At 55.1% G+C, this 26,645-nt stretch carries 30 protein-coding genes and 1 tRNA gene; 18 read left to right on the forward strand and 13 right to left on the reverse strand.

The genetic code is table 11. The annotated features are described in order from the left end of the window. Positions 1-487, forward strand: a 487-nt coding sequence (locus tag INF86_RS22425) for a mechanosensitive ion channel domain-containing protein (protein WP_227414767.1), incomplete at its 5' end; no start/stop codon positions are given. A gap of 40 nt (positions 488-527) precedes the next feature. Here the strand turns inward: INF86_RS22425 and yjeM are convergent. Together yjeM and epmA are read right to left on the reverse strand one after the other, a co-directional pair. After that, the gene (yjeM, locus tag INF86_RS10305) at positions 528-2,027 is read right to left on the reverse strand and encodes a glutamate/gamma-aminobutyrate family transporter YjeM (RefSeq protein ID WP_193543484.1); all 1,500 of its coding nucleotides are present in this window, start codon (positions 2,025-2,027) and stop codon (positions 528-530) included. Positions 2,028-2,205: 178 nt separating this feature from the next. After that, complete coding sequence (gene epmA, locus INF86_RS10310; protein WP_003855960.1) at positions 2,206-3,183, reverse strand: elongation factor P--(R)-beta-lysine ligase; 978 nt, start codon at positions 3,181-3,183, stop codon at positions 2,206-2,208. A gap of 310 nt (positions 3,184-3,493) precedes the next feature. Between epmA and frdA the strand changes: the two genes are divergently transcribed. The 4 genes from frdA to frdD are packed head-to-tail and all read left to right on the forward strand — an operon-like array spanning position 3,494 to position 6,787. Continuing rightward, positions 3,494-5,284, forward strand: coding sequence for a fumarate reductase (quinol) flavoprotein subunit (gene frdA / locus INF86_RS10315; RefSeq protein ID WP_023305293.1), 1,791 nt, complete (start codon positions 3,494-3,496; stop codon positions 5,282-5,284). Beyond that, positions 5,277-6,011, forward strand: coding sequence for a succinate dehydrogenase/fumarate reductase iron-sulfur subunit (locus INF86_RS10320; protein ID WP_022646809.1), 735 nt, complete (start codon positions 5,277-5,279; stop codon positions 6,009-6,011). The genes frdA and INF86_RS10320 overlap by 8 nt, the downstream gene beginning before the upstream one ends. 10 nt (positions 6,012-6,021) lie before the next feature. Beyond that, positions 6,022-6,417, forward strand: a complete 396-nt coding sequence (frdC, locus tag INF86_RS10325; protein ID WP_003855953.1) for a fumarate reductase subunit FrdC — start codon at positions 6,022-6,024, stop codon at positions 6,415-6,417. A gap of 10 nt (positions 6,418-6,427) precedes the next feature. Further along, positions 6,428-6,787 (forward strand): fumarate reductase subunit FrdD, encoded by a 360-nt coding sequence (gene frdD / locus INF86_RS10330; RefSeq protein ID WP_000609653.1) that lies wholly within the window; start codon positions 6,428-6,430, stop codon positions 6,785-6,787. 29 nt (positions 6,788-6,816) lie between these two features. On the opposite strand, the gene ampR is transcribed toward frdD, so the two are convergent. Next, entirely contained in the window at positions 6,817-7,692 is an 876-nt protein-coding gene (ampR, locus tag INF86_RS10335) for a LysR family transcriptional regulator AmpR (protein WP_058677057.1), read from the reverse strand. Between the two features lie 132 nt (positions 7,693-7,824). Here ampR and blaACT point away from each other — a divergent pair, with 132 nt between their 5' ends. Both blaACT and INF86_RS10345 read left to right on the forward strand, forming a co-directional pair. Continuing rightward, positions 7,825-8,970, forward strand: coding sequence for an ACT family cephalosporin-hydrolyzing class C beta-lactamase (gene blaACT / locus INF86_RS10340; protein WP_193543485.1), 1,146 nt, complete (start codon positions 7,825-7,827; stop codon positions 8,968-8,970). A gap of 157 nt (positions 8,971-9,127) precedes the next feature. Further along, positions 9,128-9,658 (forward strand): lipocalin family protein, encoded by a 531-nt coding sequence (locus INF86_RS10345; RefSeq protein ID WP_032625173.1) that lies wholly within the window; start codon positions 9,128-9,130, stop codon positions 9,656-9,658. Here the strand turns inward: INF86_RS10345 and sugE are convergent. Continuing rightward, positions 9,655-9,972 carry a quaternary ammonium compound efflux SMR transporter SugE gene (gene sugE / locus INF86_RS10350; RefSeq protein ID WP_015572453.1) on the reverse strand — a complete coding sequence of 106 codons (318 nt, stop codon included), beginning with the start codon at positions 9,970-9,972 and terminating at the stop codon, positions 9,655-9,657. The two genes, INF86_RS10345 and sugE, sit on opposite strands and share 4 nt — an antisense overlap. A gap of 262 nt (positions 9,973-10,234) precedes the next feature. On the opposite strand from sugE, the gene INF86_RS10355 reads away from it, so the two are divergent. Further along, complete coding sequence (locus tag INF86_RS10355; RefSeq protein WP_023299123.1) at positions 10,235-10,834, forward strand: LuxR C-terminal-related transcriptional regulator; 600 nt, start codon at positions 10,235-10,237, stop codon at positions 10,832-10,834. Between the two features lie 37 nt (positions 10,835-10,871). Here the strand turns inward: INF86_RS10355 and ecnB are convergent, their stop codons facing one another. From ecnB to efp, 3 genes are all read right to left on the reverse strand, one after another. Next, positions 10,872-11,018, reverse strand: coding sequence for a lipoprotein toxin entericidin B (gene ecnB, locus INF86_RS10360; RefSeq protein ID WP_006178941.1), 147 nt, complete (start codon positions 11,016-11,018; stop codon positions 10,872-10,874). Between the two features lie 108 nt (positions 11,019-11,126). Next, positions 11,127-11,258, reverse strand: a complete 132-nt coding sequence (locus INF86_RS10365; RefSeq protein WP_006810410.1) for an entericidin A/B family lipoprotein — start codon at positions 11,256-11,258, stop codon at positions 11,127-11,129. A gap of 57 nt (positions 11,259-11,315) precedes the next feature. Then, a complete protein-coding gene (efp, locus tag INF86_RS10370) occupies positions 11,316-11,882 on the reverse strand; it encodes an elongation factor P (protein WP_003855940.1) in 567 nt (188 codons plus the stop codon). A 40-nt stretch (positions 11,883-11,922) separates the two neighbouring features. Here efp and epmB point away from each other — a divergent pair, with 40 nt between their 5' ends. Further along, on the forward strand, positions 11,923-12,951 hold the full coding sequence (gene epmB, locus INF86_RS10375; RefSeq protein WP_193543486.1) for an EF-P beta-lysylation protein EpmB: 1,029 nt from the start codon (positions 11,923-11,925) through the stop codon (positions 12,949-12,951). Between the two features lie 65 nt (positions 12,952-13,016). Here epmB and INF86_RS10380 read toward each other — a convergent pair whose 3' ends face one another. Continuing rightward, the gene (locus INF86_RS10380) at positions 13,017-13,370 is read right to left on the reverse strand and encodes a DUF4156 domain-containing protein (protein ID WP_022646802.1); all 354 of its coding nucleotides are present in this window, start codon (positions 13,368-13,370) and stop codon (positions 13,017-13,019) included. A gap of 234 nt (positions 13,371-13,604) precedes the next feature. On the opposite strand from INF86_RS10380, the gene INF86_RS10385 reads away from it, so the two are divergent. Both INF86_RS10385 and INF86_RS10390 read left to right on the forward strand, forming a co-directional pair. After that, positions 13,605-14,252: a nucleoside recognition domain-containing protein gene (locus INF86_RS10385; RefSeq protein WP_023299121.1), complete on the forward strand. Its 648-nt coding sequence runs from the start codon at positions 13,605-13,607 to the stop codon at positions 14,250-14,252. Beyond that, positions 14,249-14,710 carry a YjiG family protein gene (locus INF86_RS10390; protein WP_193543487.1) on the forward strand — a complete coding sequence of 154 codons (462 nt, stop codon included), beginning with the start codon at positions 14,249-14,251 and terminating at the stop codon, positions 14,708-14,710. Before INF86_RS10385 ends, INF86_RS10390 begins: the two co-directional genes overlap by 4 nt. A 141-nt stretch (positions 14,711-14,851) precedes the next feature. Here INF86_RS10390 and groL read toward each other — a convergent pair whose 3' ends face one another. Both groL and INF86_RS10400 read right to left on the reverse strand, forming a co-directional pair. After that, positions 14,852-16,498, reverse strand: a complete 1,647-nt coding sequence (gene groL, locus INF86_RS10395; RefSeq protein ID WP_006810416.1) for a chaperonin GroEL — start codon at positions 16,496-16,498, stop codon at positions 14,852-14,854. Between the two features lie 39 nt (positions 16,499-16,537). Continuing rightward, complete coding sequence (locus tag INF86_RS10400; RefSeq protein WP_003855929.1) at positions 16,538-16,831, reverse strand: co-chaperone GroES; 294 nt, start codon at positions 16,829-16,831, stop codon at positions 16,538-16,540. A gap of 178 nt (positions 16,832-17,009) precedes the next feature. Between INF86_RS10400 and yjeH the strand changes: the two genes are divergently transcribed. Continuing rightward, on the forward strand, positions 17,010-18,257 hold the full coding sequence (gene yjeH / locus INF86_RS10405; RefSeq protein ID WP_023299120.1) for an L-methionine/branched-chain amino acid transporter: 1,248 nt from the start codon (positions 17,010-17,012) through the stop codon (positions 18,255-18,257). A gap of 23 nt (positions 18,258-18,280) precedes the next feature. Here yjeH and INF86_RS10410 read toward each other — a convergent pair whose 3' ends face one another. Next, positions 18,281-18,745, reverse strand: a complete 465-nt coding sequence (locus INF86_RS10410; RefSeq protein WP_003855925.1) for an FxsA family protein — start codon at positions 18,743-18,745, stop codon at positions 18,281-18,283. A gap of 335 nt (positions 18,746-19,080) precedes the next feature. On the opposite strand from INF86_RS10410, the gene aspA reads away from it, so the two are divergent. The 5 genes from aspA (at position 19,081) to INF86_RS10435 (ending at position 24,676) form a co-directional block, all read left to right on the forward strand. Further along, a complete protein-coding gene (gene aspA / locus INF86_RS10415) occupies positions 19,081-20,517 on the forward strand; it encodes an aspartate ammonia-lyase (protein ID WP_003855923.1) in 1,437 nt (478 codons plus the stop codon). A gap of 116 nt (positions 20,518-20,633) precedes the next feature. After that, positions 20,634-21,935 (forward strand): anaerobic C4-dicarboxylate transporter, encoded by a 1,302-nt coding sequence (locus tag INF86_RS10420; RefSeq protein ID WP_008502949.1) that lies wholly within the window; start codon positions 20,634-20,636, stop codon positions 21,933-21,935. 113 nt (positions 21,936-22,048) lie between these two features. Beyond that, positions 22,049-22,372: a divalent cation tolerance protein CutA gene (cutA, locus tag INF86_RS10425; RefSeq protein WP_003855908.1), complete on the forward strand. Its 324-nt coding sequence runs from the start codon at positions 22,049-22,051 to the stop codon at positions 22,370-22,372. After that, positions 22,348-24,051, forward strand: a complete 1,704-nt coding sequence (locus INF86_RS10430) for a protein-disulfide reductase DsbD (RefSeq protein WP_046620960.1) — start codon at positions 22,348-22,350, stop codon at positions 24,049-24,051. The genes cutA and INF86_RS10430 overlap by 25 nt, the downstream gene beginning before the upstream one ends. 49 nt (positions 24,052-24,100) lie before the next feature. After that, entirely contained in the window at positions 24,101-24,676 is a 576-nt protein-coding gene (locus tag INF86_RS10435) for a transcriptional regulator (RefSeq protein WP_017383972.1), read from the forward strand. Here the strand turns inward: INF86_RS10435 and INF86_RS10440 are convergent. Continuing rightward, positions 24,673-25,263 carry a LysE family translocator gene (locus INF86_RS10440; RefSeq protein ID WP_023299118.1) on the reverse strand — a complete coding sequence of 197 codons (591 nt, stop codon included), beginning with the start codon at positions 25,261-25,263 and terminating at the stop codon, positions 24,673-24,675. The two genes, INF86_RS10435 and INF86_RS10440, sit on opposite strands and share 4 nt — an antisense overlap. A gap of 35 nt (positions 25,264-25,298) precedes the next feature. After that, positions 25,299-26,144: an AraC family transcriptional regulator gene (locus tag INF86_RS10445; protein ID WP_063163231.1), complete on the reverse strand. Its 846-nt coding sequence runs from the start codon at positions 26,142-26,144 to the stop codon at positions 25,299-25,301. 169 nt (positions 26,145-26,313) lie between these two features. On the opposite strand from INF86_RS10445, the gene INF86_RS10450 reads away from it, so the two are divergent. After that, positions 26,314-26,389, forward strand: a tRNA-Phe gene (locus INF86_RS10450). Positions 26,390-26,645 lie beyond the last annotated feature (256 nt).

The raw sequence follows: 26,645 nt of genomic DNA on the forward strand, positions 1-26,645 counted from the left end.
CGGCAGCGTCACCAGGATCAACACCCGCGCCACCACCATCAGCGACTGGGACCGTAAAGAGATCATCGTCCCGAACAAAGCGTTTATCACCGAGCAGTTTATCAACTGGTCGCTGTCTGACTCCGTCACGCGTGTGGTGCTGACCGTACCCGCTCCGTCGGATGCCAACAGCGAAGAGGTGACGCAGATCCTGTATACGGCTGCTGAACGCTGTTCGCTGGTAATCGACAACCCGCCGCCGGAAGTCTTCCTGGTTGATTTGCAGCAGGGGATCCAGATTTTCGAGCTGCGTATCTACGCCGCCGAGATGGGACACCGTATGCCGCTGCGCCATGAGATCCACCAGCTGATCCTGGCTGGCTTCCGCGAGCACGGAATTGATATGCCGTTCCCACCTTTCCAGATGCGTCTGGAAACGCTGGACGGACGTAAGACGGGAAGAACGTTGACGTCTGCGGCGCGTTCGCGCCCGGCGGGAAGTTTATAATCCATTTCCCCCTCCCTTCCGGGAGGGGTTTTTTCATCCGCTATGCCACTTCTGCCACGCAGGTCATCATGCGGCGGCGGTAGTTCTCATAAATCCCCATTGCCAGCAGCGAGAAGAAGATCGGTCCGCCAACCATCCACAGCGTGCTGCTCCAGTCATTTGCCTCAACCACGGGCTGAATGACGGTAAAGATGTTGACGAACGCGACGACCAGCACCACAACAGTGGTCGCCAGCAGCGTCGCCACGCGGGTTTTGAAGATCACAAACGGTCGCTCCAGATCCCGCTTCGCCTTAAAGAACGGGAACGCCAGCGCCAGGAATAGGTACGGAAGCGTCATCGATACGTTTGCCATCAGGGTCAGCTTGTTATAGAACGCCGACGCGGTATCGCCGCCAAAGGACACCAGCAGAATGAACACGCACACCAGCAGGCACTGCATCCACATCGCGTTGGCAGGCATACCGGCAGCATTCAGCTGCGTCATACGTGCGGGCCACAGCGCCTTTGGCGTCCCCTGAATAATCGCTTTCAGCGGCGAGTAGATCAGCGTGAAGAACGCGCCAGTATAGGCGAGGAACATCGACAAACCGGTAATCCGCGCAAACCAGATCCCCAGGGTGGCCGACGTTTCCGGCGCGAGATCCATGGCGTTGCCCAGCGTCACCCCCAGGCTTTTCATCAACACGTAGGTAATGTTGCCGAGGTTGGTGGTGTTATTGCTCAGTACCTGCTGCCAGTTGGTGCTGACGCCCCAGAGGAAAATCGCCAGCGAGTAGCCAATGGAAATGACGATGGCGGCAAAGATAATGCCTTTGGCAAAGTTCTTTTCCGGGTTTTCGGTTTTATCGACCAGCCCGCCCACGGCTTCAATTCCACCGTAAGCAAAGATGGCAAACACCACGAAGGAGAGCATGGCCAGCCCGGACTGGTAACCCGGATTAGGCGATGAAACGAAGTTGACTTCCTGTGCGAAATGCCCGCCGTTCAGGCACAGAATAGCGATACTGACCAGCAGCAGCACCAGGTTCAGGCACATCACGGAAATTCCGCCAACGGCAGTGATACGGGCAATTTTGTTGATGCCTTTCGAGGCCACCCGCGTGACAACCACCATCCAGCACACCGCCAGAATACCGACCACCTGTGTGGAACTCAGCCCCGCCAGAGACCAGACCTGCGTTTTATCCGCACCGAAGAGAAACGTTGAGAACGGCACCCAGACCTTGGCCGCCGTACTGACCATCCAGACGACATAGGATGAAAACCACATGAACGTACCGATAAACGCATAACGCGGACCGACGCTGTTGTTCATCCACGAATAGATGCCGCCTTCTTCTTTCCTGTACGCCGACCCCATCTCCGCCATCATTAGCGCAAACGGAATAAAGAAGAACAGCGCGGAAACGATATAAAACGGCGTCGCGCTGTAGCCCATCAGATAAAACGCGGACGGGCTATTGGCAAAGCCAAAAACTGACGTAAAAATCATCAGGATGAGCCCGGTAAGGGTCATTTTTTTGAGTGAGTGAGACATATAACCATCCGAAACGGAATTAAACTGCGCGGATGGTAGCAGATGACCAGACAAATATTGTGGCTATCCGAGTCAAATTAAGAAAAAGACCCGTGCATAGAGAAGATAGTAGTTTTTAATGTGGCAGAGTTAAATGACCGAGTAGACCGGGTAAGCGACAGCGCCACCCGGCAATTCTTTATGCGCGATCGACCGTAAAGGCAATCACATCGCCCAGTTGTTCTGCGCCCAGCGCCAGCATGACCAGGCGATCCACACCCAGCGCCACGCCGGAGCAGTCCGGCAGACCGGCTTTAAGCGCTTCCAGCAGGTTGGTGTCAATCGGCTGCTGCGGCAGACCGCGCGCGTTGCGCTTGCGGTTATCCTGCTCGAAACGCTGTTGCTGTTCGCGCGCGTCGGTCAGCTCATGGAAACCGTTCGCCAGCTCGATGCCTTTAAAGTACACCTCAAAGCGCTCCGCCACGCGGTGATCTTCGGTGCTGATCTGCGCCAGTGAAGCCTGGCTGGCCGGGAAGTGATAGACAAACGTCGGACGATCTTTGCCAATCTGCGGTTCAACACCAAAGGTGAACAGCAGTTGCAGCAGCGTGTCGCGATCCTCTTCGTTATCCGCCACGTTGCTCAGATCCAGTTTTGCCGCCACTTCACGCAGCTGTGTTTTATCAGCCGACAGCGGATCAATTTCCAGATGACGCTGGAAGGCCTGCTGATAGGAGAGCGTTTCAGCTTCCGCGCAATCCAGCACCTGTTGGAGCAGATCGTCGACTTCGTTCATCAGACGATACATGTCGTAGTGCGGGCGGTACCACTCCAGCATAGTGAATTCCGGATTATGGTGTCGGCCCATCTCTTCATTACGGAAGCTACGGCACAGCTGATAGACCGGACCACACCCGGCCGCCAGCAGACGCTTCATATGGTATTCCGGGCTGGTCATCAGATACAGATTCATGCCCTGAGAGTGGCCTGGGCCAACAAAACGGGTTTCAAACGGGACCAGATGAATATCCGTGACCGTCGCCTGACTCATGCACGGCGTTTCCACCTCCAGGACGCCGCGATCCGCAAAGAAGCGGCGGATCTCCGCCATAATTGCTGCGCGCTTTAGCAGGTTTGGAATGGATGCGCTCGGCTGCCAGGTGGCCGTTTCGCTCATGAGTTATTTCTCCGTTTTCAGACAAGGGCACGAAGTCTACTCGCAAGCCGGGGCAGAGACAAATTTTGCACAGTAAAAGCTCCTTTTCATTGCACAGAGAAATACTGTGACGCCATTCATTAATCACGATGATAAATCACCGCACAGAACAGCAAAAAAATCGAACACGTCAAATTTCCCTCACTTCTACGCGGTTATACTGTTTTACCCATAAAGGAGCAGTGGAATCGCTTCCGCAATCGTCCGTTCGGGCAGGTGAACGTCCTTTAGCTCATCACGTTGCGGGAAAACCAAAATCTGGAGGAATGTCGTGCAAACTTTTCAAGCCGATCTTGCCGTAATAGGCGCTGGCGGGGCTGGATTACGCGCTGCAATTGCTGCGGCACAAGCCAATCCGAACGCCAAAATCGCATTGATTTCAAAAGTCTATCCGATGCGCAGCCACACGGTAGCCGCAGAGGGAGGATCCGCCGCCGTCGCGCAGGATCATGACAGCTTCGAATACCATTTCCACGACACGGTTGCAGGGGGCGACTGGCTTTGCGAACAGGATGTCGTTGATTACTTCGTGCACCATTGCCCAACGGAAATGACCCAGCTGGAACAGTGGGGATGTCCATGGAGCCGCCGTCCGGACGGGAGCGTCAACGTCCGCCGCTTCGGTGGCATGAAGATCGAACGCACCTGGTTTGCTGCCGATAAGACCGGCTTCCACATGCTGCACACCCTGTTCCAGACCTCCCTCCAGTTCCCACAAATCCAGCGCTTTGACGAACATTTCGTTCTCGACATTCTGGTCGACGACGGTCATGCGCACGGACTGGTAGCAATGAACATGATGGAAGGCACGCTCGTCCAGATCCGCGCTAAGGCGGTGGTGATGGCAACGGGCGGTGCGGGCCGCGTATACCGCTACAACACCAACGGCGGCATCGTCACCGGTGACGGTATGGGCATGGCGCTCAGCCACGGCGTCCCGCTGCGTGATATGGAGTTCGTCCAGTATCACCCAACCGGCCTGCCGGGCTCCGGTATTCTGATGACGGAAGGCTGCCGCGGCGAAGGCGGTATTCTGGTCAACAAAAACGGCTATCGCTATTTGCAGGATTACGGCATGGGTCCGGAAACCCCGCTTGGCGAGCCGAAAAACAAATACATGGAACTCGGCCCACGCGACAAAGTCTCTCAGGCTTTCTGGCACGAGTGGCGCAAAGGCAATACCATCTCAACGCCGCGCGGCGACGTGGTACATCTCGACCTGCGTCATCTCGGCGAGAAGAAACTGCTGGAGCGTCTGCCGTTTATCTGCGAGCTGGCGAAAGCCTATGTGGGCGTCGACCCGGTGAAAGAGCCGATCCCGGTGCGTCCAACCGCGCACTACACCATGGGCGGTATCGAAACCGACCAGCAGTGCGAAACCCGCATCAAAGGGCTGTTTGCGGTGGGTGAGTGTTCCTCCGTCGGTCTGCACGGCGCAAACCGTCTGGGCTCGAACTCGCTGGCTGAGCTGGTGGTCTTTGGTCGCATGGCGGGCGAACGCGCGATGGAGCGTGCCGCAACGGCAGGTGAAGCTAACAGCGCGGCGCTGGATGCGCAGGTTGCAGACATCGAAAAACGCCTGAAAGGCCTGGTGAACCAGGAAGGTAACGAAAACTGGTCGAAGATCCGCGACGAAATGGGGCTGTCGATGGAAGAAGGCTGCGGGATCTACCGTACGCCAGAGCTGATGCAGAAAACCGTCGACAAGCTGGCGGAACTCCAGGAACGCTTCAAGCGCGTGCGCATCACCGACACCTCCAGCGTCTTCAATACCGACCTGCTCTATACCATTGAACTGGGCCACGGCCTGAACGTCGCAGAGTGTATGGCCCATTCCGCCCTGGCGCGTAAAGAGTCCCGCGGCGCACACCAGCGCCTGGATGAGGGCTGCACCGAACGTGACGACGTCAATTTCCTTAAACATACTCTCGCCTGGCGCGATGCGGATGGTACCACCCGTCTGGACTACAGCGACGTGAAAATCACTACGCTGCCACCGGCGAAACGCGTGTACGGTGCAGAAGCAGAAGCCGCCGATAAGAAGGAGAAGGCGAATGGCTGAGATGCAAAAACTGAAAGTTGAAGTGGTGCGCTACAACCCGGAAGTGGACGCCGCGCCGCACAGCGCTTTCTATGAAGTCCCTTACGACGAGCAAACCTCCCTGCTGGATGCGCTCGGCTATATCAAAGATAACCTGGCCCCGGACCTGAGCTACCGCTGGTCCTGCCGCATGGCAATCTGCGGCTCCTGCGGCATGATGGTCAACAAAGTGCCAAAGCTGGCGTGTAAAACTTTCCTGCGTGATTACACCAAGGGCATCAAGGTTGAAGCGCTGGGCAACTTCCCGATTGAGCGCGATCTGGTGGTCGACATGACCCACTTTATCGAAAGCCTCGAAGCGATTAAGCCGTACATCATCGGCAACCCGCGCACGCCGGATCAGGGGCCAAACACCCAGACGCCCGCGCAGATGGCGAAATACCATCAGTTTTCCGGCTGCATCAACTGCGGCCTGTGCTACGCCGCCTGTCCACAGTTTGGCCTGAACCCTGAGTTTATCGGCCCGGCCGCCATTACCCTGGCGCACCGCTATAACGAGGACAGCCGCGACCACGGCAAAAAAGAACGTATGGCACAGCTTAACGGCCAGAACGGGGTCTGGACCTGCACGTTTGTCGGTTACTGCTCCGAAGTCTGTCCGAAGCATGTCGACCCGGCCGCCGCTATTCAGCAGGGAAAAGTGGAAAGTTCGAAAGACTTTCTTATCGCTACCCTGAAACCACGCTAAGGAGTGCATGATGACGACTAAACGCAAAGCCTACGTGCGACCAATGCCGTCCACCTGGTGGAAAAAACTGCCGTTTTATCGCTTCTATATGCTGCGTGAAGGCACGGCTGTTCCCGCGGTCTGGTTCAGCCTCGAACTGATGTACGGGGTGTATGCCCTCAAGCACGGCCCGGAAGCCTGGGCCAGTTTTGTGGGTTTCCTGCAAAATCCAATCATCGTAGTTCTGAATCTGATTGTGCTCGCAGCCGCGCTACTGCATACCAAAACCTGGTTTGAACTGGCGCCAAAAGCAGCGAACATCATTGTAAAAGGCGAAAAAATGGGGCCAGAGCCGGTTATTAAAGGGCTCTGGGCAGTGACGGCAGTTGTCTCTGTGGTCATTCTGTTTGTCGCACTGTTCTGGTAAGGAGACTACTGTGATCAATCCAAATCCAAAACGTTCAGATGAGCCGGTCTTCTGGGGGCTGTTTGGCGCAGGCGGCATGTGGAGCGCCATTATTGCCCCGGTCATTATCCTGCTGGTCGGTATTATGCTGCCGCTGGGGCTGTTTCCGGGCGATGCGCTGAGCTATGAGCGCGTACTGGCCTTTGCGAGCAGCTTTATTGGCCGGGTGTTCATCTTCCTGATGATCGTCCTGCCGCTGTGGTGTGGTCTGCACCGTATCCACCATGCGATGCACGATCTGAAAATCCATGTGCCAAGCGGTAAATGGGTCTTCTACGGTCTGGCAACCATTCTGACGGTCGTCACGTTGATTGCCGTGGTCACCATCTGACTGAACAGGCCCGCCATCCGGCGGGCTTTTTACTTTTTCATCTTCTCCACCAGCCACCGGGAAAATTCGCGCATGGCAGGCGTTTCTGCCCGGGATTGCAATCGGGTAAGCCAGTAACTGCCGAGCTCAATCTGCGTTGCAAAGGGCTGCACAATGCGCTCGCTGGCTAACAGATGGGTAAACATATCGACAGGTGCAATGGCAATACCTACCCCTGCCTGAGCGGCCTCCAGCATGGTCACGGACGAATCAAATACCATCACACGGTGCGTTGGCGAAGGGGGGTGCTCGCCGGCCGCCTGCATCCACGCGGTCCACTCGTCGCGTCGGTAGGAGCGCAGCAGCGTAAACCTGAGGATGTCGGCCGGACAGTGCAGACTGGTGGCGATATCGGGCGTACACAGCGGCGCGAGCGGCGCATGACAAAGAAATTCAGCCTCGGTGCCATGCCACGCCCCGCCACCGTAGCGGATCGTATAGTCAAGCCCTTCGGCAGCCGGATCAACGCGGTTGTTATGGGTGGAAAGCTGAAGATCGATGTGCGGATAGCCACGGCGAAAATCGTCCAGCTGTGAGAATAAAACCCCGATGGCAAACGTACCCACCACGCCGATTTTCAGCTTCTCCTGCGCACGATGGTTAGCGAAGCGATCCAGCATTCCGGCTATACGATCGAACGAATCATTCAGTACCGGCAGTAAGTTTTCTCCCTCGGTAGTCAACATCAGCCCGCGCGACACGCGAACGAACAGCTGACAGTTCAGGTGCTGCTCCAGCGCTTTCACATGCTGGCTAATGGCTGAATGGGTCACGTTCAGCTCAATGGCCGCATGCGTAAAGCTGAGATGTCTCGCGGCGGCTTCAAAGGCTCGAAGCGAATTGAGGGGGAGATAGCTTCGCGTCATGGTCTCTTCCGTTAGAAAAATTAACAGCTAATGCTAAATTTAACCGTTTGTCAGGTACAGTCAAATCCAACAGACTACGCCTGTCTGACGGGCCCGGACATCCCCTTGACTCGCTATTACGGAAGATTACTGATGATGAAAAAATCTCTTTGCTGCGCCCTGCTGCTCGGCATCTCTTGCTCTGCTCTCGCCGCGCCAGTGTCAGAAAAACAGCTGGCGGAGGTGGTCGCGAATACGGTTACCCCGCTGATGAAAGCCCAGTCGATTCCAGGCATGGCGGTGGCCGTTATTTATCAGGGTAAACCGCACTATTACACGTTCGGCAAAGCCGATATCGCGGCTAATAAACCCGTTACGCCTCAGACTCTGTTCGAGCTGGGCTCTATAAGTAAAACCTTCACCGGGGTTTTAGGTGGGGATGCCATTGCTCGCGGTGAAATTTCGCTGGACGATCCGGTGACCAGATACTGGCCACAGCTAACGGGCAAGCAGTGGCAGGGGATTCGTATGCTGGATCTCGCAACCTACACCGCTGGCGGCCTGCCGCTACAGGTACCGGATGAGGTCACGGATAATGCCGCCCTGCTGCGCTTTTATCAAAACTGGCAGCCGCAGTGGAAGCCTGGCACAACGCGTCTTTACGCCAACGCCAGTATCGGTCTTTTTGGCGCGCTGGCGGTCAAACCTTCCGGCATGGGCTATGAGCAGGCCATGACGACGCGGGTCCTTAAGCCGCTCAAGCTGGACCATACCTGGATTAACGTTCCGAAAGCGGAAGAGGCGCATTACGCCTGGGGCTATCGTGACGGTAAAGCGGTGCGCGTTTCGCCGGGAATGCTGGATGCACAAGCCTATGGCGTGAAAACCAACGTGCAGGATATGGCGAACTGGGTCATGGCAAACATGGCGCCGGAGAAGGTTGCTGATGCCTCACTTAAGCAGGGCATCTCGCTGGCGCAGTCGCGCTACTGGCGTATCGGGTCAATGTATCAGGGTCTGGGCTGGGAGATGCTCAACTGGCCCGTGGAGGCCAACACGGTGATCGAGGGCAGCGACAGTAAGGTGGCGCTGGCACCGCTGCCCGTGGCAGAAGTGAATCCACCGGCTCCCCCGGTCAAAGCGTCCTGGGTCCATAAAACGGGCTCTACTGGCGGGTTTGGCAGCTACGTGGCCTTTATTCCTGAAAAGCAGATCGGTATTGTGATGCTCGCGAATAAAAGCTATCCGAACCCGGCACGCGTTGAGGCGGCATACCATATCCTCGACGCGCTACAGTAAAACATTGCGGGTGGCGCTGCGCTTACCCGGTCTACACAACGCATGAACTTTGTAGGCCGGGTAAGGCGAAGCCGCCACCCGGCAAAACACCCTGCACAATCTCCCGCATTTTCCCTGCTGTCATCTACACTTAACAAAAAACAGTAAGGAAACTCCTATGCGCATTCTGCCTGTTATTGCCGCAGTAACAGCCGCGTTTTTAGTGGTTGCTTGCAGTTCTCCTACTCCTCCGCCTGGCGTCACGGTAGTCAGTAATTTCGACGCACAGCGCTTCCTCGGCACCTGGTATGAAATCGCCCGACTGGACCATCAGTTCGAACGGGGCTTAGAAAAAGTCACGGTCAGCTACAGCGCGATGGATGACGGCGGGATCCGGGTCATTAACCGCGGCTATAACCCGGATCGCCAGATGTGGCAGCAGTCAGTTGGTCAGGCCTATTTCACCGGCGCATCTAACCGCGCGGCCATGAAAGCCTCTTTCATCGGCCCATACTATGGCGGGTATAACGTCATTGCGCTGGACAGAGAGTACCGCCACGCGCTGGTCTGTGGGCCGGATCGCAACTATCTGTGGCTCCTCTCACGCACGCCAACGATCTCGGCGGAAATGAAACAGCAGATGCTGGACATAGCGACCCGGCAAGGGTTTGATGTGACGAAGTTAATCTGGGTAAAACAGCCGCATTAGTGCGTACTGAGTTTTAACCCGATGATACCCGCGACAATCAACGCGAGGCTGGCGATGCGCGCCAGACTCGCAGACTCCCCCAGCAGCAGAATGCCGGTAATGGCAGCCCCTACTGCGCCAATTCCCGTCCAGACAGCGTAAGCTGTGCCGACGGGTAAGGTTCGCATCGCCCATGACAGCATGACGATACTGACAATCATTGCGGCGATAGTGATGACGCTGGGCGTCAGGCGGGTAAAACCGTGGGTGTATTTCAGACCAATTGCCCATACCACTTCGAGCAAACCAGCAATAACAAGAACGATCCAGGACATTTCAGGCTCCTTAACTTAAAGGCAAGTTGGGGCCGTCCCCGATGAGTGAAGCGCTTACGGGTCGTCCCGCAAGGCAGAAGTTGCGCCTTATATTTTGGTTAGCGTGGAATTTTTTTTCAAACTTTTTCTGCTGAACACCTTAAAGCAAGAAATAGCCTCAGTAAGGCACGTAGTTCAGGCATTTATGACTCATCCGACTTCTCTATGATGATAGGCTTTCTGATGGCAGGAAGCCAAACCACTAGCCGACTGCGAAAATTTTATGTTCAAAATTCTTTTGATTGACCGTTGTCACTTCACCCGCGCGGGATTTGAAGCCTGGGTCAATCATTCAGACCTGTTTTCGGGTCATTTCGTCGTAACCGGGGTAAATAATCTTTTCCTCGCCAGAGAGCATATCCTGCAATGGAAACCTGCGCTGGTCATCGCTGATTTATCTGGCTTCCGGCAGGATTTACACCATTTTCAGCAGCTTTCCTCCCTGCTAATTGCCAGCGAAACACTGCCTTTTATTATGCTTCAATCAGGGCAGGAGCAGGAGATGACTGATTATCTGGCGCAGTTCCCGATATGGTCTTCGCTCTCCAAAAATACCGATCTGGAAGCACTGGCGGCGGTGATAAACGACGCGCTCACGTCATGCGCGAGCGCGGAGCTACCGAAAATGGCGGCACCGTTGCTGACGCGTCAGGAAGAAAGAGTTCTGACCTTGTGGATGGATGGTGCGAGCAACCAGAAAATTGCCAGCAATCTTCGCATTAACGGAAAAACGGTATACACGTACAAACGCAATATCCGCATGAAGCTGCATATGGATACGCGCTACTCGCCGTTTTTATCGCTACAGGAAGTGGAGAATTGACGGTACGGTGTAATAACTTGCCGTACCGTCGCTTACATTAGTTCTGAGCTTTAGTTGCTGCGCCAGAAATCGCGCTACCACCGTCGGAGATATCTTCCCCTACGCCACGGGTGGTGTTACATGCAGTCAGTACCGAAGAAAGCACCAGAACAGAAAAGATCGCTGCAATTGTTTTCTTAACCATAATATCTTCCTTTTATAGCCAAAGTTATTTTGTGTATAGCAACTTAAGAATAGACAAAATCTTGCCGTTTGACGGAAAAGGAAGAATTTTTAGGAAAATTAGACGGAATTAGCTGGCCGCATGGGAAATGATATGGCCGAGATCCTGGATATCTTCACCCACGCCACGCGCGGTGTTGCAGCCGGAGAGAATTGCGCTGGAGAGCGCTAACAGAAGCAGAATTTTAACGGTACGTTTCATCTTCCCTGCCTGCAAAATCAGGCGCAGCGGGCGCTGCGCCTTTAATCATGACGTAAATTACTTCACGCGGGATACGTATTCGCCGGAGCGGGTATCCACTTTGATCACTTCACCGATCTGTACGAACAGTGGCACTTTCACCACAGCGCCGGTAGACAGGGTGGCAGGCTTGCCGCCAGTACCTGCGGTATCACCTTTCAGACCTGGATCGGTTTCAACGATTTCCAGCTCAACGAAGTTCGGCGGCGTAACCGCGATAGGCTGACCGTTCCACAGAGTCACGATGCACTCAGCCTGATCCAGCAGCCACTTGGCGTTGTCGCCAATCGCTTTCGCGTCCGCAGACAGCTGCTCGAAGGTTTCGTTGTTCATGAAGTGCCAGAACTCACCGTCGTTGTACAGGTAAGTCAGGTTCATATCGACAACATCAGCGCCTTCAGCGGAGTCAGTAGATTTGAAGGTTTTCTCAACACGGGTACCGGTCAGCAGGCGGCGCAGCTTAACGCGCGCAAATGCCTGGCCTTTACCTGGTTTAACGAATTCGCTGGCTTCAACCGCGTACGGTTCGCCGTCCATCATGATTTTAAGACCAGCACGAAAATCGTTGCTATAGTACGTTGCCATAAGGCCCTCTAAATTTGTTAACTGGTAGCTAAGCCACAAAATGGCGCATATTGTAACCCTAAACACCCCGTCCAGAGAAGATTGGTTATCGCAACTTGCCGATGTAATCACCAGTCCTGATGAATTGCTGCGTCTTTTAGACCTCGAACAGCACGAAGCGTTGCGTGCAGGCCGTGAGGCGAAGCGCCTTTTCGCCCTACGCGTTCCCCGCGCGTTTGTTGCCCGAATGGAAAAGGGTAACCCTGATGATCCATTATTAAAACAAACGCTGACCTCTCAGGATGAGTTTATTACCGCCCCCGGATACAGCACCGATCCGCTGGAAGAGCAGAACAGTGTTGTACCGGGTTTACTGCATAAATACCGCAATCGTGCCCTGCTGCTGGTTAAGGGCGGGTGCGCGGTAAATTGCCGCTATTGCTTCCGTCGCCACTTCCCGTACGCCGAAAATCAGGGTAATAAGCGCAACTGGCAGGTGGCGCTGGACTACATCGCAGCGCATCCGGAACTGGATGAAATCATCTTTTCCGGCGGCGACCCGCTGATGGCAAAAGATCATGAGCTGGACTGGCTGCTGACTCAACTTGAGACCATCCCGCACATTAAGCGTCTGCGCATTCACAGCCGTTTACCGATCGTCATCCCGGCGCGTATCACCGACGCCCTGGTCACGCGCCTGGAGCAGTCCCGTTTACAGGTGCTGCTGGTAAACCATATCAACCATGCAAATGAAATTGACGCGGACTTTCGTGCGGCGATGACGCGTATGCGAATGGCAGGCGTGACGCTGTTCAACCAGAGCGTATTACTGCGCGGCGTGAACGACAGCGCCCACGTGTTGGCCGATCTCAGCAATGCCTTATTTGATGCGGGCGTAATGCCCTATTACCTGCATGTTCTGGATCGCGTCCAGGGCGCGGCGCACTTCATGGTGACGGATGAAGAGGCCCGGAAGATTATGCGCGAGCTGTTAACGCTGGTTTCAGGTTATATGGTGCCGAAGCTGGCACGTGAGATTGGCGGAGAGCCGAGTAAGACGCCGCTGGATTTGCAGCTGCGGCAGCAGTAAAAAAAGCAGGTGGCGCTACGCTTACCTGCCTACAGGTAAAGCGGCAGCGCCATCAAAATGTTATATCAGTTCGGGCACTTATAGACCTGGCCGTTCATCTGGCTGGCGGTTGGCACAAAGCTGGACAGCATACCCTGCGTCGGGCTGCTCACCCCGTAAATCACGTTGCCGCCCATTGCCGCAGCCTGATTACGCAGGGCATTGGCCGCACCGCGCATAGAGCCGCCCTCCTCGCCGTGCTGCCCTGACATCCAGTTGCTTTGCTCGCCAGAGGCGGTGCCTAACAGCTGGCATTCGCTGCCCGGCTTATCTTCCACAAAGCGAACGCTCTGGCCCGCTGCCGTCAGCTCATTGCTGGTGCTACAACCCGCCAGCAGCAATGCTGCACCTACAATCCCTGCACAGACTTTTATGCGCATGTTATTCCTCGTTTTCAATAAGCTGGACAGTAGTTGTCCGCGTGTAAACCTTATACTAAAAAGATGACCAAAAGAAAAATGCTGAGCATTTCTGCGAGCCAGATTCCGCTGGCACTCCTCCGACATCTTAAATGAATTCTGATAATAACCTTTGGGATATCGTGTTTTAGCCCCCGATCGTTTTTAGTGATGCGACGTACAACTTTTGTACGGGACTAAAAAAAAGGGGGTTTCATGAGTGCATCATCCTCAGGAGAGGAAAAAGTAACCTGGGTGGGCTATCTGGCGTTCGTGCTCACCATCGTATTTTTCTCAGGTTTTTTCGCCAAAAGTACTGAATGGTGGCGCGTGCTGGATTTTACCGTTCTGAACGGCAGCTTTGGACCGGTGAACGGCGCCCTAACGTTTCGCGGCGAGGGTGGCACAGGAGCGAAAGACGGTTTTTTGTTTGCCCTTGAACTGGCGCCCTCGGTCATTTTATCGCTCGGGATCATTGCCGTTACCGAGGGGCTGGGCGGGCTGCGCGCCGCACAACAGCTCATGACGCCCATTCTGCGCCCGCTGCTCGGCGTGCCGGGCATCTGCTCTCTGGCGCTTATCGCCAACCTGCAAAATACCGATGCAGCCGCAGGGATGACCAAAGAGTTGACCGACGAAGGGGCGATTACTGACCATGAACGCGCCATTTTCGCCACCTTCCAGACCAGCGGTAGCGCCATTATTACCAACTATTTTTCTTCCGGTGCCGCACTTTTTACCTTTATTACCGTCCCGGTGATCGCGCCGCTTGCCGTCATTCTGGTATTCAAATTTGTTGGCGCGAACTTCCTGCGACTGTGGATCGCCCACATAGAAGTTCGTCGCGTTCAGGAGGAAAAATGATCGCCCAGATGCGTAAAAATATCATGGACTTGTTTATCGATGGGGCCCGCCGCGGCTTTACCATCGCCACCACCAGCCTGTTGCCGAACGTGGTCATGGCGTTTGTCATCATTCAGGCGCTTAAGGTGACCGGCCTGCTGGATATTGTCGGCAGGGTATGCGAGCCCATCATGGCCCTGTGGGGGCTTCCGGGTGCGGCGGCAACGGTACTTCTGGCCTCGGTGATGAGTATGGGCGGCGGCGTGGGGGTTTGCGCCAGCCTGGTCGTCGCCGGCACGCTCAGCGGCCATGATGCCACCATCATGCTGCCCGCCATCTACCTGATGGGCAATCCGGTGCAAAACACGGGCCGCTGCCTCGGCACCGCGGGCGTGAACCCGAAATATTACCCGCACATCATCGCTGTCTGCGTCATCAACGCCCTGCTCTCGATGTGGGTGATGCAGCTACTCTTCTGAGGAGATAAAAATGGATTTTTCAGTGCTGGAACCGCATCTCTTCCGCCATGCACATCTTGTTTGAGTAACGGCTCGACGGGCAATAAAAAACCCCGGGCATCGCTGCCCGGGGTTCATTCTGAGAGGTTCAGAACAACATGATTACATCATGCCGCCCATGCCACCCATGCCGCCCATACCACCAGCAGCACCTAAGTCAGGCGCGTCGCCTTTAGGCATGTCGGTTACCATGCATTCGGTCGTGATCATCAGGCCAGCTACAGATGCCGCGTACTGCAGAGCAGAACGGGTAACTTTAGTTGGGTCCAGGATACCGAAGTCGATCATGTTGCCGTATTCTTCAGTTGCTGCGTTGTAACCGTAGTTACCTTCGCCCGCTTTCACGTTGTTCGCAACTACTGATGGCTCTTCACCGGCGTTGGACACGATCTGACGCAGAGGGGCTTCCATTGCGCGAAGCGCAACTTTGATACCTACGTTCTGGTCTTCGTTCTGAGCGGTCAGGCCAGCCAGTTTAGCGGCTACACGCACCAGCGCGACACCACCACCAGCAACTACGCCTTCTTCTACCGCAGCACGGGTCGCATGCAGGGCATCGTCAACGCGTGCTTTCTTCTCTTTCATTTCAACTTCGGTCGCAGCACCAACTTTGATTACCGCAACGCCGCCTGCCAGTTTCGCTACGCGCTCCTGCAGTTTTTCACGGTCGTAATCGGAAGTTGCTTCTTCGATCTGCTTACGGATCTGACCAACACGGCCCTGAATAGCGGCTTCTTCACCCACACCGTCGATGATGGTGGTAGTGTCTTTGTTGATCACAACGCGTTTCGCCTGGCCCAGGTCTTCCAGGGTCGCTTTTTCCAGCTCCATACCAATCTCTTCGGAGATCACGGTACCGCCGGTCAGGGTAGCGATATCCTGCAGCATCGCCTTACGACGATCGCCGAAGCCAGGTGCTTTAACCGCTGCCACTTTCACGATGCCACGCATGGTGTTAACCACCAGAGTCGCCAGCGCTTCGCCTTCAACGTCTTCAGCAATGATTACCAGCGGCTTGCCTGCTTTCGCAACGGCTTCCAGCACTGGCAGCATTTCGCGGATGTTGGAGATTTTCTTGTCAGCCAGCAGGATGAACGGGCTTTCCAGCTCAACAGCGCCAGTTTCTGGCTTGTTGATGAAGTATGGGGACAGGTAACCGCGGTCGAACTGCATACCTTCAACCACATCCAGTTCGTCTTCCAGACCAGTACCGTCTTCAACGGTGATCACGCCTTCTTTACCGACTTTATCCATCGCTTCAGCGATCAGTTTACCTACGGTTTCGTCGGAGTTAGCGGAGATAGTACCAACCTGAGCAATGGCTTTAGAGTCAGAGCACGGTACGGACAGCGCTTTCAGCTCTTCAACAGCAGAGGCGACAGCTTTGTCGATACCACGTTTCAGATCCATTGGGTTCATGCCCGCAGCAACGGCTTTCAGGCCTTCGGTGATGATCGCCTGCGCCAGTACGGTCGCGGTGGTGGTACCGTCACCAGCAGCGTCGTTCGCTTTAGAGGCAACTTCTTTCACCATCTGTGCGCCCATGTTTTCGAACTTGTCTTCCAGCTCGATTTCACGTGCAACAGAAACACCATCTTTGGTGATGGTTGGCGCGCCGAAGGATTTGTCCAGCACGACGTTACGGCCTTTCGGGCCCAGAGTGACTTTCACTGCGTCTGCCAGTACGTTTACGCCGCGGAGCATTTTTACACGAGCGTCGTTACCGAATTTTACGTCTTTAGCTGCCATGTTCTTATTTCCTCAAATTCGTACAGTTTCGTGCGTTAATTACGCTTCAACAATTGCCAGAATGTCGCTCTCGGACATGATCAACACTTCTTCATTGTCGATCTTCTCGGATTTCACGCCGTAGCCATCGTTGAAAATGACGATGTCACCAACTTTAACGTCCAGTGGCTGCACAGTTCCGTTTTCCAGGATGCGGCCCTTACCGACAGCGATGATTTCGCCACGCGTTGATTTTGCTGCTGCTGAACCGGTCAGAACGATGCCGCCAGCAGACTTGGTTTCAACTTCTTTACGTTTGACGATCACACGATCATGTAACGGACGAATACTCATTGATAGCTCTCCTTTGAGAAAGTCATTATCAGTTATGGATGACGCCGGTCCGCATGCGGTTTTCCGGCTAGTGCCCTGAGAGATGGGGATAGCTTTTTACCCCTTCAAGGGGTAATCGAAAAAAAATTTGCGAAAGTGTTACCATCCACTCTCTTTTGATGGTGGCGGGACGAGGTAAATGAGTGGACTCAGGCAGGAGTTGGGGCTGGCGCAGGGCATTGGCTTACTCTCAACGTCTTTGTTAGGCACGGGCGTTTTTGCGGTTCCCGCGCTGGCGGCGTTGGTTGCCGGCAATAACAGTCTTTGGGCATGGCCGGTGCTGATCGTGCTGGTGTTTCCGGTGGCGATTGTCTTTGCCATACTCGGGCGGCACTTCCCGAGCGCAGGCGGCGTAGCGCATTTTGTCGGTATGGCGTTTGGGCCGCGAATGGAGCGCGTCACCGGCTGGCTATTTTTGTCGGTGATACCCGTTGGCCTTCCGGCAGCCCTGCATATCGCAACCGGCTTCGGACAGGCGCTGTTTGGCTGGCACGATGAACAGCTGCTGCTGGCTGAACTCGGCACGCTGGCGATTATCTGGTGGGTTGGCTCACGCGGGGCCAGTTCCAGCGCCAACCTGCAAACGCTGGTCGCCGTGTTAATCGTCGCGCTGATCGTCGCCATCTGGTTTGCGGGTGACATTACGGTGGCGGATATTCCTTTCCCCGCGATTAATGACATCGACCACACACAGCTTTTCGCTGCACTATCCGTCATGTTCTGGTGTTTCGTCGGTCTGGAGGCGTTCGCTCATCTGGCATCCGAGTTTAAACAGCCCGAGCGTGATTTTCCCCGCGCCCTGATGATTGGCCTGCTGCTGGCGGGCACCGTGTACTGGGCCTGTACCGTACTGGTGCTGCACTTCAACGCGTTCGGTGAAGAGAAAGCCGCCGCCGCGTCGCTGCCGGGCATCGTGGTGCAGCTGTTTGGCGTTAAAGCCCTGTGGGTAGCCTGCGTGATTGGCTATCTCGCCTGCTTTGCCAGCCTCAACATCTATATTCAGAGCTTCGCCCGGCTGGTGTGGTCTCAGGCACTTTATAAACCGGATAGCCCCCTCTCACGCCTGTCAAAGCGTCAGCTTCCGGTGAATGCGCTGAATACCGTACTGGGCTGCTGCGTGGTGAGTTCCCTGGCCATTTATCTCCTCGACATCAACCTTGACGCGCTGATTATCTACGCCAACGGTATTTTCATCATGATCTATCTGTTGTGCATGCTGGCGGGCTGTCGGCTACTGAAAGGACGCTTTAAGGCGCTGGCGGCTATCGGGTGTGTCCTGTGCCTGCTGCTGCTGGCGATGGTGGGATGGAAGAGTGTGTACGCCATCGTCATGCTGGCGGGGCTGTGGGTGTTTTTACCGAAGCGGCAAAATCCGCAGGCCCGGTGAGCGAGCGCCACCGGGCAAGAAACTTACCGATCGTCTTTATGATCTAACCGGTCGCGCTGCTCATCCTTACGCTGATATTCCCCTTCAAAGGTATCGCCCGGGCCGGTGCTGAAACCACCGCCTGGCATACGGCTGAAACGCAGATGCGGCAGCAGCTTCATGGTCAGATGCTTCTGCACCGGCGGCAACAGCAACAGCAGGCCGAGGAAGTCTGTAAAGAAGCCCGGCAGGATCAGCAGCAGGCCAGCAATAATCAGCGACACGCTTTTGATCATCTCGGCGGCCGGGCTTTCACCTGCGGCCATCTTCTGCTGCATTAACAGGAAATTTTTGAAACCCTGATTGCGCACCAGCGACATGCCGATGACGGAGGTGAAGATCACCAGAATCAGCGTCAGCAGGACGCCCAGCACATGGGCAACCTGGATGAAAATCGAAATCTCAATGTAAACATAAAGAAAGAAAGCAATAAATGGTATCCAGCGCACTGGCATCTCCTGTGTGGCAGGTGCCTTCTGGCCCCTGACTGAATGTGTTCGCGAAGCGCGTAGATAAGAAATGGTGACGGTTAGCCAAAATTCAATCGGTTTGCACGGATATTTTTTCTGGAAATATTAAAGCGGTGACATATTTCACAGATTAATAATTATCATGAAATCGGGTCGATAATAAGTGATCCAGCTTACGGCAATTCGCTATCATCAGCATATGATCTCGAACATCTGGCCGATTGAGGGAATAATCGTCGGTCATAAAATATTCAAAACCACATATCTACTGTGTGTTTAGTACAATCCATCGGCAGCTTGAAAAGAAGGTTCACATGTTAAACAACATTCGTATCGAAGAAGATTTGTTGGGTACCAGGGAAGTTCCAGCGGATGCCTACTATGGTGTTCACACTCTGAGAGCGATTGAAAACTTCTACATCAGCAACAGCAAAATCAGCGACATCCCTGAATTTGTGCGTGGCATGGTGATGGTAAAAAAAGCCGCGGCTCTGGCAAACAAAGAGCTGCAAACCATTCCTAAAAGCGCTGCAAATGCGATTATCGCCGCGTGCGATGAAGTGCTGAACAACGGCAAATGCATGGATCAGTTCCCGGTTGACGTCTATCAGGGCGGCGCAGGCACCTCCGTCAACATGAACACCAACGAAGTGCTGGCAAACATCGGCCTGGAGCTGATGGGTCATCAGAAAGGTGAATACCAGTACCTGAACCCGAACGACCACGTTAACAAATGTCAGTCCACCAACGACGCCTACCCAACCGGCTTCCGCATCGCGGTGTATGCCTCTGTCGTCAAACTGGTCGACGCGATTAATCAGTTGGGTGATGGCTTCCAGCGTAAAGCCGTTGAGTTCCAGGACATCCTGAAAATGGGTCGTACCCAGCTGCAGGACGCGGTGCCAATGACCCTCGGCCAGGAGTTCCACGCGTTTAACGTGCTGCTGAACGAAGAGACCAAAAACCTGCTGCGCACGTCCGAACTGCTGCTGGAAGTGAACCTGGGCGCTACCGCCATCGGTACACGCCTGAACACCCCGGATGGCTATCAGCAGCTGGCGGTACAGAAGCTGGCTGAAGTGTCCAACCTGCCGGTTGTGCCTGCAGAAGACCTGATTGAAGCCACCTCAGACTGCGGCGCCTACGTGATGGTGCACAGCGCATTGAAACGTCTGGCGGTGAAACTGTCCAAAATCTGTAACGACCTGCGCCTGCTCTCCTCCGGTCCGCGCGCTGGCCTGAATGAAATCAACCTGCCAGAGTTGCAGGCGGGTTCATCCATCATGCCAGCTAAAGTGAACCCGGTGGTGCCAGAAGTGGTGAACCAGGTTTGCTTTAAAGTTATTGGTAACGATACGACCGTCACCATGGCCTCCGAAGCCGGTCAGCTCCAGCTGAACGTAATGGAGCCGGTGATTGGCCAGGCGATGTTTGAATCTATCCACATTCTGACCAACGCCTGCTACAACCTGCTGGAAAAATGCATTAACGGCATCACCGCGAATAAAGAAGTGTGTGAAGGCTACGTCTATAATTCCATCGGCATCGTCACCTACCTCAACCCGTTCATCGGCCACCACAACGGCGATATCGTCGGGAAGATTTGTGCCGAAACCGGTAAGAGCGTGCGTGAGGTGGTTCTCGAGCGAGGATTGTTGACCGAAGCCGAACTGGACGATATCTTCTCCGCCCAGAACCTGATGCACCCGGCATATAAAGCGAAACGATATACCGATGAAAGCGAACAGTAACCGTTCAGGCTAAGCTTCCGAAAGGCACGTCACTTGTGACGTGCCTTTTTTCTTTATGGCCGTTACCAAAACACAACAATTCAATATCAACTTGTTAATAAGCAAGGCAGGTCTTTATGTTTGGAGCAGAACTCGTCATCGTCCTGTTGGCGATTTATTTGGGCGCACGACTCGGGGGTATCGGCATTGGCTTTGCCGGCGGTCTCGGCGTGCTCGTACTTACCCTGATCTTTCAGATTAAACCCGGCGCAATCCCTTTTGACGTTATCGAAATCATCATGGCGGTTATCGCTGCCATTGCGGCCATGCAGGTCGCTGGCGGTATGGACTACCTGGTGAGCCTGGCGGAGCGTATGCTGCGTCGTCATCCAAAATACATCACCTTCCTTGCCCCACTGGTGACCTGGTTTATGACCATTCTCGCCGGTACTGGCCATACCGCTTTCTCCACGCTGCCGGTCATCACCGAAGTGGCGAAAGAGCAGGGTATTCGCCCGTCTCGCCCTCTTTCTATTGCTGTAGTCGCCTCCCAGATTGCGATCACCGCCTCGCCCATTTCTGCGGCAGTGGTCTTTTTCGCGGGTATTCTCGAGCCGATGGGCGTAAGTTATCTGACGCTGCTGGCGATCTGTATTCCGGTCACGCTGATTGCGGTAATGATCACTGCCGTGCTGTGTAACTTCCTCGGCGCCGAGCTGAAAGACGATCCGGTTTACCAGGAGCGTCTGGCAAAAGGTGAAGTGAGCCTGCGCGGTAGCCAGGTTTTTGAGCTGAAGCCGCATGCAAAACGCTCCGTGCTGCTGTTCCTGATTGGTATCGTCGCCGTGATGTTCTACGCGACCGCCATCAGCGATACGGTAGGTCTGATCCAAAACCCGGTTCTGCCGCGTAACGAAGCGATTGTGGTATTTATGCTGACCATCGCGACGCTGATCAGTATCACCTGTAAAATCGACACCAGCGAAGTGCTGAACGCCAGCACCTTCAAATCCGGTATGAGCGCCTGCGTGTGCGTGCTGGGTGTGGCGTGGCTCGGTGACACCTTCGTGAAAGCGCACATCAGCGATATCCAGACAGTTGCAGGCGACCTGCTGCACAACTATCCGTGGCTACTGGCGGTGGTGCTGTTCTTTGCCGCAACGCTGCTGTACTCCCAGGCTGCGACCACCAAAGCGCTAATGCCTGCGGCACTGATGCTGGGCGTGACGCCGCTGACGGCGATTGCCTCTTTCGCGGCGGTTTCCGCCCTGTTCGTGCTGCCAACCTACCCAACCCTGCTGGCCGCGGTTGAGATGGATGACACCGGCTCGACCCGTATCGGTAAATACGTGTTTAACCACGCGTTCCTCATCCCGGGCGTGGTGGCGATTACGCTCTGCGTGGTCCTCGGCTTTATCATCGGCGGCATTGTGCTGTAAACGGTTAGCCGTTGTAAAAATAGTTAAAAACGGGCCGCGCTGCGGCCCGTTTCATTAATGACCAATCACATGGCGTGATATAGTGAAGACTTTCGTGATGAGGAGGTCGACTTGTGAACACGCCTGATGCTGTTGTTGTACTGTGTACCGCCCCTGATGAAGCTTCTGCCCAGGATCTCGCCGCCAAAGTGCTGGCCGAAAAACTGGCTGCCTGCGTCACGCTACTTCCCGGCGCCACCTCCCTTTATTACTGGGAAGGCAAGCTGGAGCAAGAGTACGAAGTCCAGATGTTGCTCAAAACCAATCTGACCAATCAGCAGGCGCTCCTCGACTGCCTCAAGTCTCATCATCCTTACCAAACCCCGGAGCTGCTGGTGCTGCCAGTGGTCCACGGCGATAACGATTATCTCTCATGGCTCAACGCTTCTTTACGCTGATCCTGCTGCTGTGCAGCACGTCAGTTTTTGCCGGGTTGTTTGACGCGCCCGGCCGTTCGAACTTTATTCCTGCCGACCAGGCATTCGTTTTCGACTTTCAGCAAAACCAGCACGATCTCAGCCTCACCTGGCAGGTGAAAGAGGGTTACTACCTCTATCGCAAGCAGGTCAGCATCACGCCGGCAAAGGCTGACGTCGGCGCATTGCAGATGCCCGCTGGCGAATGGCACGAGGACGAGTTCTACGGTAAAAGTGAAATTTATCGCCAGCGCTTAAGCGTGCCCGTCACGGTGAATCAGGCGGATAAAGGCGCTACCCTGACGGTGACGTATCAGGGTTGCGCCGATGCGGGCTTCTGCTATCCCCCTGAAACAAAGGTCGTTCCGCTTAGCGAAGTGAAAGCGGCGGCCTCCCCTCTCCCCTCAGGGGAAATGGCCAGTGTGAGGGGTGAAGGCGAAGCCGCTTCAGACCTTCCGTTCTCAGCGCTTTGGGCGTTATTGATTGGTATCGGCATCGCCTTTACGCCCTGCGTACTGCCTATGTACCCGCTTATCTCTGGCATCGTGCTGGGTGGTAAGCAACGCCTTTCCACCGCCCGCGCGCTGTTGCTGGCCTTTATCTATGTGCAGGGCATGGCGTTAACCTATACGGCGCTCGGCCTCGTGGTCGCCGCTGCCGGGTTGCAGTTCCAGGCCGCCCTTCAGCACCCCTATGTGCTTATCGGACTGTCAGCAGTGTTTATTCTGCTGGCGCTGTCGATGTTTGGCCTGTTCACTCTGCAACTGCCCTCTTCCCTGCAAACCCGTCTGACGCTAATGAGCAACCGTCAGCAGGGGGGCTCTGCGGGCGGCGTGTTCGCCATGGGTGCCATCGCCGGGCTGATTTGCTCCCCCTGCACCACCGCGCCGCTGAGCGCCATCCTGTTATACATTGCCCAGAGCGGCAACCTTTGGCTCGGCGGCGGCACACTGTACCTTTACGCGCTCGGCATGGGTCTGCCGCTGATCCTTGTGACGGTATTTGGCAATCGTCTGCTGCCGAAGAGCGGCCCGTGGATGGAGACAGTGAAAACCGCGTTTGGTTTTGTCATTCTGGCGCTACCGGTATTCCTGCTGGAACGCATCATCGGTGATGTGTGGGGTACGCGTCTGTGGGCTATGCTCGGCGTGGCCTTCTTCAGCTGGGCATTTATCGTGAGTCTGGGTGCGAAGAAACCGTGGATGCGCCTGCTACAGATCCTTCTGCTGGCGGCCGCGCTGGTGAGCGTCCGTCCGCTACAGGACTGGGCGTTTGGCACCCCGGCAGGTCAAACACAGGCTCATCTGAATTTTATACAGATTAAAAACGTGGATGACCTTAACCGCGCCCTGGTGCAGGCGAAAGGCAAACCGGTCATGCTCGATCTCTATGCCGACTGGTGCGTGGCCTGCAAAGAGTTTGAAAAATACACCTTCAGCGATCCGCAGGTACAACATGCGCTGAGCGATACCGTTCTGCTCCAGGCGAACGTTACCGCCAACAGCGCGCAGGATAAGGCTCTGCTGAAGCAACTTAACGTGCTCGGGCTGCCTACCATCCTGTTCTTCAATGAACAGGGGGAAGAACAGCTGACGCAGCGTGTAACCGGGTTTATGGACGCGACGGCATTCAACGCGCATTTGCGCAATCGCCAACCGTAAACAACACTTTAGACGGGACAAACCGTTGGGAATAGCGGAGGAGATAACCGTGCAACGCGAAGACGTACTGGGACAAGCCCTGCAATTACTTGAGATTCAAGGGATCGCCAGCACCACGCTTGAGATGGTAGCCGACCGTATCGATTACCCTCTGGATGAACTTAAGCGCTTCTGGCCGGATAAAGAGGCGCTGCTGTATGATGCCCTGCGCTATCTCAGCCAGCAGGTGGATATCTGGCGCAGGCAACTGATGCTGAATGAAGAGCTGACCACCGAGCAAAAGCTGCTGGCACGCTATACCGCACTGACGGAGTGTGTCACCAACAACCGTTACCCAGGCTGTCTGTTTATCGCCGCCTGCACCTACTATCCGGATCCCGGACATCCCATCCATCAACTGGCAGATCAGCAAAAACGAGCCGCGCACGAGTTCACACACGAGCTGCTGACCACACTTGAAGTGGATGATCCGGCAATGGTCGCGAAGCAGATGGAGCTGGTGCTGGAAGGTTGCCTGAGCCGCATGCTGGTGAACCGTAGCCAGGCGGATGTGGATACGGCGCACCGTCTGGCGGAAGATATTTTGCGGTTTGCGCAGTGTCGTATGGGTGGTGCACTGACCTAAGCAAGCATTCCCGTCCAGGCGGAAATAAACAAACACAGCGCCATTGCACGTTGAAATCGCACCATCGCCACGGTGGTGCGGAAAATCCGGTTCACCGCCTTCCCCAGCCACGCCCAGCACAACAAACAGACCACTGAGATCGCCAGAAACCATAGCGCCATCAGCGAAATATCCCGTAATGCATGGTCGCTTGCCGGAGCAAACAGGCTGACGACGGCCAGCGCCATCATCCAGGTTTTTGGGTTTACAACCTGTAATAACGCCGCCGCCCGCGCGGTAAATCGGACATGACGCCTGGAGGAGAGATTCGCGGCCGGGGCGCTAAACAGCTGCCAGCTCATCCAGGAAAGCCACAGCACGCCCGCCCAGCTCATCACCTGACGTATCAGCGGATACTGGCGTAACACTTCTCCTGCCCCAGCGCCTGAAACCAGAACAATAGCGCTGGCGGCAATACACCCGCCCAGGATCGCAGGAATCGTATTTTTTACGCCAAAGTGCTGACTGTTAGCCAGTACCAAAATATTGGTTGGCCCCGGCGTAATCGAGGCGACAAATGCAAACAGCAGGAAGGGTATTAAATTCACAGGTGGCTCCTTTTAGTAGAGCCATGAATGTGCCGTTATTTTCTGGAAACGTCTGGAAGGTTTGTGCACAACCGACGGTAGTGTGCCGGAGAAATACGGTACGCCCGCTGGAACCAGCGACCAAGATGGCTTTGATCGGCAAAACCTACTGCCGTCGCCACATCAACAGGCAGTTCCCCATACGCCAGCATCTGTCGGGCCTTTGCCAGGCGCAGCTGGATAAGCCAGGCGTGCGGCGCAAGGTGAAATTCGCGCTTAAAGCAGCGGGTGAGCGTAAAGCGATCCGTCCCCGTCTCCCGCGCAAGGTCTGACAGCCCCACGTTCTCGCCGATATGCGCATAGAGATAGTCGCGGGCACGCTGCGCCACAGCGGAGCTTTGTAACTGCGACGGGAGTTTCTTCCGCCAGTGGCAGTGGGCTGTAATCTTAGTGAGCAGGTTATCCATTGTGCTCTGTTGTACGATCTTCATCTCATCGTTATGCAGCGAGGCAAATGTATCACCAATAGCGCGCACCAGCTGAGGCTCTCGCGTCAGCGTTTGGGCAAAGTGGAGGGTGTAACTCCCGGGAGTAGAGTCATACAGCCCTTGAAGCGTACGGGTGAGCCAGTGTTCATCCAGATAAAAGGTCAGATAAGTAAAGCCACCCTCTACCGGTGCATCACCGTCATGAATTTCACCAGGCTCAAGTAAAAAAGCATCGCCCGGCTGGCTACGGTGGCGTTCACGGCGACAGTGGAACTGCTGCGTACCGGAAAGGGTTATTCCGACCAGATAGCTATCATGCCAGTGGGGATCAAAGGCGTGTCCTTCGAAATGCGCCTTAATTGTCTCAATACCTGTTTCTGCATGCTGACGCAGCTCAAGCCAGTCGTTTGCCATACTGCCCTCCTCTTACCGTCAGCATTGTCACATCTTGCCTGAACTGTCTGGAAGATTTGTGCATTTTCAGCGCACAAACGGACAGATTGCCGCAAACTTAAGCAGTTGAACAGCTTTTCCCGAAATAATGTTGACGATCGCGCGCGATTGCGGTTTAATGCGCTCCGTTGCCCGGATAGCTCAGTCGGTAGAGCAGGGGATTGAAAATCCCCGTGTCCTTGGTTCGATTCCGAGTCCGGGCACCACTATTTAAAGAACCCAGCCTATGGCTGGGTTTTTGCTTTTCTGCGCTTATCAAAACCTTACCTAAATTTTATTCCTGTATCTCTTCCCGATGAGGTCGTGCGGCCGGCATTGCCCGGTGGCGCTGCGCTTACCGGGCCTACAAAACCCGCAGGCCAGATAACGGGAAGCCGCCATCCGGCATGTTTTTCCACGCACAAAGCAAAAAACCCCGCACCTTCCGGTACGGGGTTCTTTCTGTTTGATGCCTGGCAGTTC

Origin of the sequence: Enterobacter cloacae complex sp. I1M (genome assembly GCF_014982425.1) — a bacterium.
GTDB lineage: Bacteria > Pseudomonadota > Gammaproteobacteria > Enterobacterales > Enterobacteriaceae > Enterobacter > Enterobacter intestinihominis.